Annotated in this window: 11 protein-coding genes; 5 read left to right on the top strand and 6 right to left on the bottom strand. The window is 67.9% G+C overall.

Translation table 11 applies throughout. The features are described 5' to 3' along the window. Positions 1-63: 63 nt before the first annotated feature. The 3 genes from cutA (at position 64) to TSO352_RS22060 (ending at position 2,506) form a co-directional block, all read left to right on the top strand. The gene (gene cutA, locus TSO352_RS22050) at positions 64-405 is read left to right on the top strand and encodes a divalent-cation tolerance protein CutA (RefSeq protein ID WP_109109358.1); all 342 of its coding nucleotides are present in this window, start codon (positions 64-66) and stop codon (positions 403-405) included. Between the two features lie 140 nt (positions 406-545). Continuing rightward, complete coding sequence (locus TSO352_RS22055; protein ID WP_109109359.1) at positions 546-1,787, top strand: MFS transporter; 1,242 nt, start codon at positions 546-548, stop codon at positions 1,785-1,787. A gap of 128 nt (positions 1,788-1,915) precedes the next feature. Continuing rightward, positions 1,916-2,506 carry a methyltransferase domain-containing protein gene (locus TSO352_RS22060; RefSeq protein ID WP_109109360.1) on the top strand — a complete coding sequence of 197 codons (591 nt, stop codon included), beginning with the start codon at positions 1,916-1,918 and terminating at the stop codon, positions 2,504-2,506. 117 nt (positions 2,507-2,623) lie between these two features. Here TSO352_RS22060 and TSO352_RS22065 read toward each other — a convergent pair whose 3' ends face one another. The 6 genes from TSO352_RS22065 to TSO352_RS22090 form a co-directional block, all read right to left on the bottom strand. Next, a complete protein-coding gene (locus tag TSO352_RS22065) occupies positions 2,624-3,919 on the bottom strand; it encodes an O-acetylhomoserine aminocarboxypropyltransferase (protein WP_109109361.1) in 1,296 nt (431 codons plus the stop codon). A 16-nt stretch (positions 3,920-3,935) separates the two neighbouring features. Then, the gene (locus tag TSO352_RS22070; protein ID WP_247872305.1) at positions 3,936-4,478 is read right to left on the bottom strand and encodes a CoA-binding protein; all 543 of its coding nucleotides are present in this window, start codon (positions 4,476-4,478) and stop codon (positions 3,936-3,938) included. Continuing rightward, complete coding sequence (locus TSO352_RS22075; protein ID WP_109109362.1) at positions 4,475-5,281, bottom strand: enoyl-CoA hydratase; 807 nt, start codon at positions 5,279-5,281, stop codon at positions 4,475-4,477. Before TSO352_RS22075 ends, TSO352_RS22070 begins: the two co-directional genes overlap by 4 nt. Positions 5,282-5,719: 438 nt before the next feature. Next, positions 5,720-8,530 carry a type I DNA topoisomerase gene (gene topA, locus TSO352_RS22080; protein WP_109109363.1) on the bottom strand — a complete coding sequence of 937 codons (2,811 nt, stop codon included), beginning with the start codon at positions 8,528-8,530 and terminating at the stop codon, positions 5,720-5,722. A gap of 46 nt (positions 8,531-8,576) precedes the next feature. Then, the gene (gene dprA, locus TSO352_RS22085) at positions 8,577-9,698 is read right to left on the bottom strand and encodes a DNA-processing protein DprA (protein ID WP_109110795.1); all 1,122 of its coding nucleotides are present in this window, start codon (positions 9,696-9,698) and stop codon (positions 8,577-8,579) included. Positions 9,699-9,786: 88 nt separating this feature from the next. Continuing rightward, the gene (locus TSO352_RS22090; RefSeq protein ID WP_109109364.1) at positions 9,787-10,584 is read right to left on the bottom strand and encodes an enoyl-CoA hydratase; all 798 of its coding nucleotides are present in this window, start codon (positions 10,582-10,584) and stop codon (positions 9,787-9,789) included. 261 nt (positions 10,585-10,845) lie between these two features. Here TSO352_RS22090 and TSO352_RS22095 point away from each other — a divergent pair, with 261 nt between their 5' ends. Continuing rightward, on the top strand, positions 10,846-11,469 hold the full coding sequence (locus tag TSO352_RS22095) for a rhomboid family intramembrane serine protease (RefSeq protein WP_247872306.1): 624 nt from the start codon (positions 10,846-10,848) through the stop codon (positions 11,467-11,469). A 69-nt stretch (positions 11,470-11,538) separates the two neighbouring features. Continuing rightward, positions 11,539-12,414, top strand: coding sequence for an S-methyl-5'-thioadenosine phosphorylase (locus tag TSO352_RS22100; protein WP_109109366.1), 876 nt, complete (start codon positions 11,539-11,541; stop codon positions 12,412-12,414). Positions 12,415-12,680 lie beyond the last annotated feature (266 nt).

Genomic DNA, 12,680 nt, shown 5'->3' on the forward strand with positions numbered 1-12,680 from the left:
CAAAGTGCGGGCATCCTACGCGAAAGCGGCAGCGCGTGCATCGAAAAGGGAAGGTCCCAGCCAATGCCCGAACCCACGACGGATAATGACGCCGATCTGGTCGTCGCCTACATCACCGCAGCTTCGCGCGACGAGGCGCTGCGCATCGGCCGGACCCTGGTGGAGGAACGGCTGGCCGCCTGCGCCAACGTGCTGGACGGCATGACCTCCGTCTACCGCTGGAACGGCGTTGTCGAGCAGGCCGACGAGGCGGTGCTGATCGCCAAGACCCGCGCCGGCCTGTTCGACCGCCTGACCGCGCGGGTGCGGGAGCTGCACAGCTACGACGTTCCCTGCGTGGTGGAACTGGCGATCGGCCGCGGCAACCCGGCCTATCTCGACTGGCTGCGTGACGGGACGGCCTGACGGGACAGCGGGACGTTTCGGGGCATGCCGGCCATGAGGTGCGCGCATTGGACCGCCCCGCCGTCCCGTGCCAGCTTTTCCCGATCGCTTGTCTGTTGAACATTTCCCCGCGAGGACACTTCCGGGGCCGGAGACGTTTCATGAGCCACCCCTCCGCCGCAGCCCCCATGTCGGCGACATCGGCCCGGCTGTCCATCGGCTTCGCCTGGGTCGGGCATTCGCTGATGCACATCGTGTCGGCGCTGTTCCTGACCATCGTGCTGGCGCTGGAGACGGAGTGGAAACTCTCCTACGACGAGCTGATCCGGCTGTGGACGCTGGGATCCTTCATGATCGGGCTGGGCGCGCCGCTGGCCGGCTGGCTGGGCGATCGCTGGAGTTCGGCCGGCATGATGGCGGTGTTCTTCCTGCTGACCGGCGGCGGCGCGGTCGCCGCCGGCCTGTCCGACGGGCCGACGACGCTGCTGTGGTCGCTGGCGGTGCTGGGGCTGGGGGCGTCGATCTACCACCCCGTCGGCATGGCCTGGATGATGGCGAACGCCGAGAATCGCGGCAAGGCGATGGGCTGGCTCGGCCTGTTCGGCACCTTCGGCGTCGCCACCGCCGCGGTGGTCGCCGGCAGCCTGACGCAGTGGCTGAACTGGCGCATGGCCTTCATCATCCCCGGCGGCGTCTGCCTCGTGCTGGGCGTCGCGCTGGCGCTGCTGATCGCCTTCGGCGTCGTGCAGGACCGCCACGCCGACGTGAAGCCGCAGCCCAAGCCGTCGCGCGGCGACGTGGTGCGCGCCTTCTTCGTGCTGTCGCTGACCATGGTCTGCGCCGGGCTGATCTTCAACGCCATGCAGGTGGTGCTGCCCAAACTGTTCGAGGAGCGGCTGGGCGGCTGGCTCGGCAACGGCACGCTGGGCGTCGGCGGGCTGGTGACGGCGGTGTACCTGATCGCGGCGCTGCCGCAGATGATCGGTGGCGTGCTGGCCGACCGCCACTCGCTGAAGCGGGTCTACACGCTGTGCCTGCTGGTGCAGATCCCGATGATGGCGGCGGTCGCGGTGCTGGCCAACCTGCCGCTGGTCGCCGCCGCGGCCTTCACGGTCATCGCCTCGCAGACGCAGATCCCGGCGGAGAACATGCTGCTGGCCCGCTACACCCCGGACAAGCACCGTGGCCTCGCCTTCGGCGCCAAATACATCCTGTCCTTCGGCGCCGGCCCGCTGGCGGTGCAACTGGTCGCCTACGTCTATGAGCGCACCGGCGAGTTCACCATGCTGTATCTGAGCCTGTCGGCGTTGGCCGCCATCGCCTTCGCCGCTGCCCTGCTGCTGCCCGACGACCGCCGGAAGGCGGAGGACCTCGTCCCGCAACCGCTGCCGGCGGCGGAGTGATCCGTGTGTTCCGTTGGCAGGCTTGCTCCGCTATAGGTTGTCGGCTTGGTCGGATGGCAGCGCCGGGAGCGGTGGGTGCGTTCATGCGGCTGCTGGCCCGGCGCAATGCTTGACCAACGGAGCAGAGTATGAAGTTGCATATCGGCGGGCACAAAAAACACTCCGATTGGCATATTTTCGATATCAGCCCCAGTGAAGTGACCGATTTCGTCGGAAACTGCACGGATATGAGCCAGTTCCCAGATAATTCCATAGAAGAAATATACGCAAGCCATGTCCTTGAGCATCTGAGTCACAACGGAGAGCTGGCCAGTTCGCTCAGGGAATTCCTTAGAATATTGACGTTTGGTGGGAAGATAAGTATTTCCGTTCCGGACTTCATGGAGATTGCCCGCGCGTTCTGCGCCGATGATCTGACGACGGGCGACCGTTATAAATTGTCGAGGCTGGCGTTCGGCGGGCAAAGAGATGAATTCGACCTCCACAAGATTGGCTTCAGCTATGACATTCTGGAGCTGCTTCTGAGAGAGATCGGATTCTGCAATGTTTCGAGGATCGATCAATTCAACCTGTTCGACGACGCCAGCCGGGGCAAGGTCGATCCGCGTCGCCAGGATGGCTCGATCTGCCAGAGCATTGACCGCATCCGATTCAGCATCAACGCCATCGCCTACAAGCCCGGCATGTCCGGCACGGCCGCTGTGGGCGTCGAGCGGTAGGCGTCTCCCCGCGTTCGTCCGGCCGGGCAGAATGGCGGCGGCCGGAGGAGCGCGATGCGGCCCCGGCGGAGCGGAGATCCCTTGTCGCGTCTCGGGATCTCCGTCTGGGACGGCTGCTTACCCCAGCGTCTTGTTCAGCGCCTGATCCAGGTCGGCGATGATGTCGTCCGCCGTTTCCAGGCCGATGGACAGGCGGATGACGTCCGGGCCGGCGCCGGCCTTGGCCTGGGCTTCCGCCGACAGCTGGCGGTGGGTGGTCGAGGACGGGTGGATGATCAGCGAACGGCTGTCGCCGATGTTGGCGAGGTGGCTGAACAGTTCCACGCTCTCCACCACCTTGACGCCGGCCTCGAAACCGCCCTTGACGCCGAAGGTCAGCACCGCACCGGCACCGCGCGGCAGGTACTTCTGCGCCAGCGCGTGGTACTTCGACGAGTCCAGCCCGGCGTAGCTGACCCAGCCGACCGCCGGATGGCTTTCCAGGAAGGTCGCCACCTTCAGCGCGCTTTCCGTGTGGCGCTGCATGCGCAGCGGCAGCGTCTCGATGCCGTTCAGCGTCAGGAAGGCGTTCATCGGCGCCTGGCTCGGCCCCAGGTCGCGCAGGCCGACGGCGTGGCCGTGGATGGTGAAAGCCAGATGACCGAAGGTCTCGTGGAAGCGCAGGCCGTGATAGCCGGCGTCCGGCTCGCTCAGCGCCGGGAACTTGCCCGACTTGCTCCAGTCGAACGTGCCGCTGTCCACCACCACGCCGCCGACCGACGAGCCGTTGCCGGACAGGAACTTGGTGGTCGAATGCACGACCAGGGTGGCGCCCCACTGGATCGGGTTGATCAGGTAGGGGGTGGCCAGCGTGTTGTCGACGATCAGCGGGATGCCGGCGTCGTCGGCGATGCGGGCGATGGCCTCGATGTCGGTCACCACGCCGCCGGGGTTGGCGAGGCTTTCGACGAAGATCGCCTTGGTCTTCTCGGTCAGCGCCGCCTTGACGCTGTCCGGCGTGTCGGTGTCGACGAAGCTCGGCTGCCAGCCGAAGGCGCGCGGGAAGCTGATGCCGAGCTGGTTGAGCGAGCCGCCATAGAGCCGGGTCGAGGCGACGATGTGGTCGCCCGGCGCCATCAGCGGGAACAGCGCCAGCAACTGCGCCGCGTGGCCCGACGCGGTGGCGGTGGCGCCGGCGCCGCCTTCCAGGTTGGCCAGCCGTTCCTCCAGCACCGCGACCGTCGGGTTGGTCAGGCGGGAATAGATGAAACCGACCTTCTGCAGGTTGAACAGCGACGCCGCGTCGTCCACATCCTCGAAGACGAAGCTGGTGGTCTGGTAGATCGGCGTCTGCCGGGCGCCGGTCGCCGGGTCGGGCGCGGCGCCGGCGTGGATGGCGCGGGTCTCGAAGCCGAAGCTCTTCTGCTCAGTCATCTGCGGATTCCCCCAGTTAGATCAGTTTTTTGAACGACTTGGTCAGTTTCTGCCGGCGCGTGACCAGCAGGTTGGAATTCACGCCGATCCGGCCGATCTCGCCGTACAGGCGTTGGATTTCCATCTTCGGACAGCGGTTCATCACCACGGTTAGGCCGGCGGCCTCGGCCCGCGCCGCCGCCTCGTCGTTGCGGACGCCGAGTTGCATCCACACCACCTTGGCCCCGGCCGCGATCGCCTCGTCGGTCACCCCGCCGGCCGCGGTCGAGTTGCGGAAGATGTCGACCATGTCCGGCGGCTCCGGCAGGTCCGCCAGGCTGGCGTAGACCGGCTGGTCCAGGATGGTCTGGCCGGCCATCTTCGGGTTGATCGGGATGACGCGGTAACCCTTGTCGCGCAGGTATTTCAGCACGAAGAAGCTGGCCTTCACCGGGTCGGCGCTGGCGCCGACGATGGCGATGGTCTTCACAGTCTCCAGCACGCCGCGCAGGAAGGCGTCGGAGTAGTGGTCGTGGTCGGGCCGTTGGGAGGTCGGGTCGGTCATCGTCGGGTCGGTCATCGGCCGCACCACACCGGGGTCCGCTTGCCGATGAAGGCGTCGATGCCCTCGGCGGCGTCCTCGGCCATCATGTTCTCGGTCATCACCTGGGCGGCGTAGGCGTAGGCGGCCTCCACATCCAGGTCGATCTGGCGATAGAAGGCTTCCTTGCCGGTGGCGAGCGTCAGCGGCGACTTGCCGGCGATCTTGGTCGCGACGGCGGCCACCACCTCGTCCAGCTGGTCGGTCGGCACCGCGCGGTTGACGAGGCCGATGCGCTCCGCCTCGTCGGCGTCGATCAGGTCGCCCAGCAGCAGCATTTCCATCGCCGCCTTGCGCCCGACCGCGCGGGTCAACGCCACCATCGGGGTCGAGCAGAACAGCCCGATGTTCACCCCCGGCGTGGCGAAGCGCGAATCCTCCTCGCAATAGGCGAGATCGCAGGTCGCCACCAACTGGCAGCCGGCGGCGGTCGCCACCCCGCGGACCTTGGCGATCACCGGCTGGCGGATGCGGTTGATCGTCAGCATCAGGCGCGAGCACTGGGTGAACAGCGCCTCGTACAGCTCACGCGACGGGGCGGCGCGCATCTCCTTCAGGTCGTGCCCGGCGCAGAAGGCGCCGCCGGCCCCGGCCAGCACCACCGCGCGCACCGACCGGTCATCGTGGACGGCCTCCAGCGCGTCCTGCAACGCCGCCATCAGCCCGATCGACAGCGCGTTGCGCGCCTTCGGCCGGTTCAGCGTCAGCGTCGCGACCCCGTCGCGGTCCTCGCGCAGGACCAGCGGCTGATGGGGGTCGTGAGTGGGAACAGCGGCGCTCATGGTCGTTTTCCTCCCGCATTCCTTTGGTTGCGCACCGCCGGCAGCTTACCGCGCCGACCCGGCAGGCGAATACGGGAACCTGCAGGACACAGGCATGAGACGACAGGAGCGGACGGACTTCAACAGGAAAGTTCGTGAAATTTCCCAAAAAACTATTATATCAGTAGGGAAATAGCATAAGGTCAGAAGCCTTCCTCGAACCGTCCCCCTGGGGATCTGCGGCACGCGGAGGCTCTGATTCTGGAGTGTTCAGTCTCTGGAAGCCAACCATTCCCATCATCGACCGTCGTTCCCACGAAGGCGGGAATCCAGGGCAACACAGCAAATTCGCTGAATTGCCCTGGACCCCCGTTTTCACAGGGGTGACGATGAAGGAGGGGGGCGATCGGGAAACCTCCCGGAAGCGTGAAGGCTGCAGCCCCTGAGGGAGGGAAGGCCTTACGACGCCTTCGCCGTCTTCGTCTTCGGCGCCGCGTCTTCGGCCGGCGCGTCCTTGGCGGCCTTTGCCTTGGCGGCCTTCTTGGCCGCCGGCTTCTTGGCATCCGCCTTCTTGGTGTCGGCCTTCTTCGCCTTGGCGGGCTTTTCGGCCTCGGTGCCGTCGGCCTTCGCCAGATCGGCGTCCTTCGGGGCCTTGCCCTTCTTGGCGGCGTCCTTGGCGACCTTGGCGTCGATCAGTTCCAGCGCCTGTTCCAGCGTCACGCTGTCGGGCTCCGTCCCTTTCGGGATCGAGGCGTAGACGCTGGCGTGCTTCACGTAGGGCCCGAACCGGCCGGAGCCCATGGTGATCGGCTTGCCGGTCTTCGGGTGGTCGCCCAGCGTCTTGGCCGGGGCCGACGCCTTCTTGGCGGCGCCGGCCAGCAGATCGACGGCGCGGTTGATGCCGATGGTCAACACGTCATCGTCGGGCGTCAGCGACTTGTAGACGCTGCCGTGCTTCAGGTAGGGGCCGAAGCGGCCGATGCCGGCGCTGATCTCCTCGCCCGTCTCCGGGTGGTTGCCAATGGCGCGGGGCAGGGCCAGCAGCTTCAGCGCGGTGTCGAGGTCGACGTCGGCCGGTGCCATGCCCTTGGGCAGCGACACCCGCTTGGGCTTCGGCGCCTCGTCCTTGGGCTTCTTCTTGGCCTTGGCCTTCTTGCCGTCGGCTGGCTTTTCTTCAGCCACCGGCGGCGGGGGAGGGGCGGCGTCGGCGGCGACCGGAAGCGGGCCGAGCTGGATGTAGGCGCCGTACGGGCCGCGGCGCACCGTCACCGGCAGGCCGGTTTCCGGGTCGTTGCCCAGCTCGCGCGGGCCTTCCTGCGCCTCGCCGTTCTCGTCGTTGGCGACGGCCAGCGGCCGGGTGTAGCGGCATTCCGGGTAGCGCGAGCAGCCGATGAAGGCGCCCATCTTGCCCAGCTTCAGCCCCAGCCGGCCCTCGCGGCAGACCGGGCAGAGCCGCGGGTCGTGACCATCGGCGGTGGCGGTCGGGAAGAAATGCGCCCCCAGCTCGTTGTCGAGCGTGGTCAGCACCTGGGTGATCGTCAGGTCCTTGGTGCCGTTAACCGCGACGTCGAAGGCGGTCCAGAAGTCGCGCAGCACCGTCTTCCAGTCGATCTTGCCGTCGGAGATCTCGTCGAGCTGGTTTTCCAGTTCCGCCGTGAAGTTGTACTCCACATAGCGGTGGAAGAAGTTCTCCAGGAAGGCGGTCACCAGCCGGCCGCGGTCTTCCGGGATGAAGCGCCGCTTGTCGAGCCGGACATACTCGCGGTCCTGCAACACCTGCAGGATCGAGGCGTAGGTCGACGGCCGGCCGATGCCCAGCTCCTCCAGCTTCTTGACGAGGCTAGCTTCGGAATAGCGCGGCGGCGGCTGGGTGAAATGCTGGTCGGGCGTGATGTCGCCGCGGGACAGCGCGTCGCCCTGGTCCATCGCCGGCAGGCGGCGTTCCTGCTGGTCGTCGTCGCCGGCGTCGTCGCGGTCCTCCTGGTAGACCTTCAGGAAGCCGTCGAACACGACGATGGAGCCGGTGGCGCGCAGCACGACGTCCTTTGACGGGCTGGCGATGTCGACCGCCACCTGGTCCAGCACGGCGCTTTCCATCTGGCTGGCCAGCGTGCGCTTCCAGATCAGCTCATACAGCCGCAGCTCGTCCTGGCCGATGTAGGCGGTCACCGATTCGGGGCGGCGGTGCAGGTCGGTCGGGCGGATGGCCTCGTGGGCCTCCTGCGCGTTCTTGGCGGCGGTCTTGTAGACGCGCGGCTGGGCCGGGACGTAACGCTCGCCATACTGGGTGCCGATCAGGCCGCGCGCCGAATCGATCGCCTCCTGCGACAGGCTGACGCCGTCGGTTCGCATGTAGGTGATCAGGCCGACCGTCTCGCCGCCGATGTCGACGCCCTCATACAGCTTCTGCGCGGTGCGCATGGTGCGGGTGGCGCCGAAGCCCAGCTTGCGCGAGGCCTCCTGCTGGAGGGTCGAGGTGGTGAAGGGCGGCGACGGGTTGCGGCGGCTCTGCTTGCGCTCTACCGACGACACGGCGAAGCTCTGCGGGCGGATCTTCGCCACCGCGGCCTCGGCCGCCTCGCGGTTGGGCAGGCCGAACTTGTCGAGCTTCTTGCCGTCCAGCTGGGTCAGTGACGCGGTGAAGCCCACCCCGGACGGCGTGGTCAGCCCGACGGCAATCGTCCAGTATTCCTGCGGCTTGAAGACCTCGATCTCCGACTCGCGCTCGCAGATCAGGCGCAGCGCCACCGACTGGACGCGGCCGGCCGACTTGGAGCCGGGCAGCTTGCGCCACAGCACCGGCGACAGGGTGAAGCCGACCAGATAGTCCAGGGCGCGGCGCGCCAGATAGGCGTCGACCAGCTCCTGCGACACGGCGCGCGGGTTGGCCATCGCGGTCTGGACGGCCGACTTGGTGATCTCGTTGAAGGTGACGCGCTGGACGTCGCGGTTGTCGGACAGATGCTTTTCGCGAAGGAGTTCGGACAGATGCCAGGCGATGGCCTCTCCCTCGCGATCCGGATCGGTTGCGAGGTAGATGCGGTCGGCCGACTTCACCGCCTTGGCGATCTCGTCGATGTGGCGCTTCGAGCGATCGCCCAGCTCCCATTCCATCGCGAAATCTTCATCCGGGCGCACCGACCCGTCGCGCGCCGGAAGGTCGCGGACATGGCCGAAGCTGGCGATGACGGTGTAATCGTCACCCAGATATTTGTTGATGGTCTTCGCCTTGGCCGGCGATTCGACGATGACGACGTTGCTGCCCGGCAAGAAACCAGCCCTTCACATGTGCCCACCCAAACCAAGGCGGCGCCGATCAGGCGAGAGAGACCTGATGACCGGGAAGACGCTGGACTCGGCCGGCAAGCTCGAGTTCCAGAACCACGGTCAGCACCACCGGAGCGGACAATTGGCACCCGCGAACGAGTTCGTCAATGGTGACGGGGGAGTGGCCGAGGTTTTCCAGCACCACGGCGCGGGCCTTCGCCAGCTCCGATTCGTCCGGATCCGCCGGTCTCGCGGCGGAAAACAGGTCGCGCGGACGCTCCGACACCGCGGGCGGGCGCAGCGTCTCGACGGCGCGCAGCACGTCGTCGGCCCGCTCCACCAGCACCGCCCCCTGGCGCAGCAGGTTGTTGGTGCCGTGGCAGCGCGGGTCGAGCGGCGAGCCGGGCACCGCCATCACCTCGCGCCCCTGCTCCAGCGCCATCCGCGCGGTGATCAGCGAACCGGAGCGCAGTGCCGCCTCCACCACCAGCACGCCGAGCGACAGACCGGAGATCAGCCGGTTGCGGCGGGGAAAATGGCGGGCCTGCGGCTGGGTGCCGATCGGGCTTTCCGCCACCACCACGCCCTGCGCCACGATGTCGCGGTACAGCGCCTCGTTCTCCGGCGGGTAGACGACGTCGACGCCGCCGGCCAGCACCGCCGCGGTGCCGCCACCCAGCGCCCCGGCATGGGCCGCCGTGTCGATGCCGCGCGCCAGACCAGAGACGACCAGCAGCCCGGCCGCCGCCAGCTCCCGCGCCAGCGTCTCGGCGAACTTCTTGCCGTTCAGCGAGGCGTTGCGCGCGCCGACGATGGCGACCGCGCGCTTTTGCAGCAGATGCGCGTGCCCGATCACCGAGACCACCGGCGGCGCGTCGTCCACCGCGGCCAGCGGCTCCGGATAATCGGGTTCGCAGGCGCAGAGCAGCCGGGCGCCGAAGCGCCGGTTGGCCTGCAGCTCCCGCTCCGCCTCCGCCTTGGTCGCGATCCGCAGCGGCTTGGCCCGCCCGCCGCGCTTGGCCAGCTCCGGCAAGGCGTCGAGCGCCGCCTTCGCGCTGCCGAACTGGTCGAGCAGCCGGTGAAAGGTGATCGGCCCGACATTCTCCGTCCGGATGAGACGGAGCCAGTCGAGCCGTTCGGCGTCGGTTAAAGGGTGGCGCGGTTGTGTCATGCGCATCGGTTTTACAACCGATCAGCCCGCAGGTTCAACACACAATCGCATGAGGAGAGCGCCTTGGCGGGCGCTCTCCTCTTCGGCCTCACCGCTTGTGGAAGACCGGCGGTCGCTTTTCGAAGAAGGCGGTGATGCCTTCCTTCGCTTCGCTGTGGTGCAGGGCCTCGACGAACAGGTCGCTTTCGCGGGCGAGCTGGGTGGCGAAGCTGCCGTAGGCCAGCTCCATCAGCTTCTTGGCGCGGCCCATCGCGCCAGTCGGGCCGTCGGCGATGGTCTCGGCCCAGGTCACCGCCTCGGGCAGGGCGCGGCCGGGGGCGGTCACGCGGTTGACGATGCCGGCGGCGTGCAGGCGCGCCGGGCTGACCGGGCCACCGGTCAGCATCAGCTCGGCATAGAGCTGCGGCGGCAGGGCGCGGGCCAGCGAGGCCGAGGCGCCGCCGTCCGAGGTCAGCCCGACCTTGACGTAGGCGGTCAGGAAATTGGCGTCCTCCGCCGCGACGATCAGGTCGCAGGCCAGCGCCAGCGAGAATCCGGCGCCGGCGGCCGGCCCCTCGACCGCGGCGATGATCGGCTTGGGGCATTCCCGCATGGCACGGACCCAGCCGTGGAAGCGCTCGATCCCGTCGCGGTTCTCCGACCGGGAGCGGCTGCCGTGATGGTACAGGTTGTTCAGGTGCCCGCCGGAGCTGAAGGCGCCGTCGGCGCCAGTCAGCACGATGGCGCCGATGCCGGGATCGTGCGTCGCCTCGTCCAGCGCGTCGCGGCCGGCGGCCATCATGCGCAGGCCGAGCGCGTTGCGGGTGCCGGCGTCGCTCATGGTCAGCACCATGACGCGGCCCTGGCGTTCCACCGTCATGCGGCCGGTGTCCTGACGTTCGTTCATGGTTGTTTCATCCCCGTTTGTCGTTGTCCGGTCGAGGGATCCTCGCCGATTGGTGGAACCACTGTGACAGCCGCCGCCCGCGCCTCCAATCCGTCCGACCGGTATAGGGGACGGCCCGTTGGCGCCGGAAAGCGCTGTTTTTCCGGAATATCCCTTCCTACATTAGGGTGAGGCGTATCGACGCGGAGAGTGGGTATGGCGCTGGCGCCCGACGGCCGAAGCAATCACCGCCGAAGGGGCCAGGAGCGGGGGCATGCGGCCGTGGCGCCGCCCTATGCCAACCGGGCGCTGATCCTGGCCTGCGTGCTGGCCTTCGTGTTCCGGCTGCCGCCGGAGAGCTTCGCCTTCGTCCCTGCCTATTTCTTCGGAACCGTCGAGCTGGCTGGCCCGCTGCCGACCGCCGCGCTGTGGCGCGGGCTGTTCGGCCATGTGCTGATCCATGGCGACATCGTCCACTTGGCGTCCAACATGCTGGTGCTGTGGCTGTTGGGCGACGTGGTGGAGCGCGAGGTCGGGCACGTCCGCTACCTGCTGCTGTTCCTGGCCGGCACCGTCGCCGGCGCGTTGACCGAGGGGCTGCTCGCCGCCGACCGCATGGCGCCGCTGATCGGGGCGAGCGCGGCGATCTGCGCGTTGATGGGCGCCTTCCTGTGGCTGCGGCCGACGTGCGGGCTGCTGACGCGGCGCTGGCTGCGCCGGATGGTGCAGGGGGTGATCGTGGTGTTTGCCCTGCTGAACGCCGCGATGACGCTGATGCCGCCGGCCGACGTCTCGCCGCTGGCCGAGGTCGGCTGGGGCGCTCACGCCGGGGGCCTTGCCGCCGGTCTGCTGCTCGGGCCGCTGGTGCGGCGGCGGGGGCGGGCGGTGGCCGCGGGGATCGCCTAGCGTTGTGTGGTTGCTTTCGCCGTGCGCCCCCGGAATACTCCGCCCGATCTGATCGGGAGGCGAGTGGCGATGACGAGTGGTGCGGTTCTGGGGGTGATCGGCGGCAGCGGCCTCTACGACATCGACGGGCTGGAGAACACCCGCTGGGTGACGGTGGAAACCCCCTTCGGCTCCCCGTCCGACCAGCTGTTGACCGGCGAACTGGCCGGGCAGAAGCTGGTCTTCCTGCCGCGCCATGGCCGCGGCCACCGCATCCCGCCGTCGGAGCTGAACTTCCGCGCCAACATCCACGCGCTGAAGCAGCTGGGCGTGACCGAGATCCTGTCGGTGTCGGCCGTCGGTTCCTTGAAGGAGCATCTGCCGCCGGGCACCTTCGTGGTGATCGACCAGTTCATCGACCGCACCTTCGCCCGTGACAAGACCTTCTTCGGCACCGGGCTGGTGGCTCATGTCGGGCTGGGGCACCCGGTCTGCGGGCGCCTGGGCGACCTGATCGAGGAGGCGCTGGTCGAACTGCGCATCCCGCACCAGCGCCGCGGCACCTACATGGTGATGGAGGGGCCGCAATTCTCGACCGTCGCCGAATCGAACCTCTACCGTGGCTGGGGCTGCGACGTCATCGGCATGACCAACATGCCGGAGGCCAAGCTCGCCCGCGAGGCGGAGATGTGCTACGCGACCGTGGCGATGGTCACCGACTACGACTGCTGGCACCAGGACCACGACCATGTGACGGTCGACGCGGTGATCAAGGTGGTGGTCGCCAACGCCGGCAAGGCCCGCTCGCTGGTCGCGACGCTGGCGCCGAAGATCGCGGTGCGCGACGGGCTGTGCGCCGAGGGCTGCCACACCGCGCTCGACAACGCCATCATGACCGCCCCGGCCCACCGCGATCCGGCGATGCTGGAGAAACTCGGCCTGATCGTGAAGCGTACGCTCGGCTGACGTCGCGCCGCCCTTTTGCGGTGCAGCATCAACGACTTGACCGATCATGGTTTCCCACCCCGATGAACGAAAGTAGGGGTGGGACCCTCATCGGTCGTCGCATATATCATCGGTACACATAGCCATTCGGCGGCAAGACGACGAACGGTCAGTCGAAGCGGGTTCGGGCGTGGTCGCAAGATCATCGTCACGGCTCGCAGCCCGTCCTGTGTTCGGGAACCGGTGTCCGCCTTCTCGGCGGACGCCGAGGACCTCTTGCGCTCGGT

Source organism: Azospirillum sp. TSO35-2, from assembly GCF_003116095.1.
Lineage (GTDB): Bacteria > Pseudomonadota > Alphaproteobacteria > Azospirillales > Azospirillaceae > Azospirillum.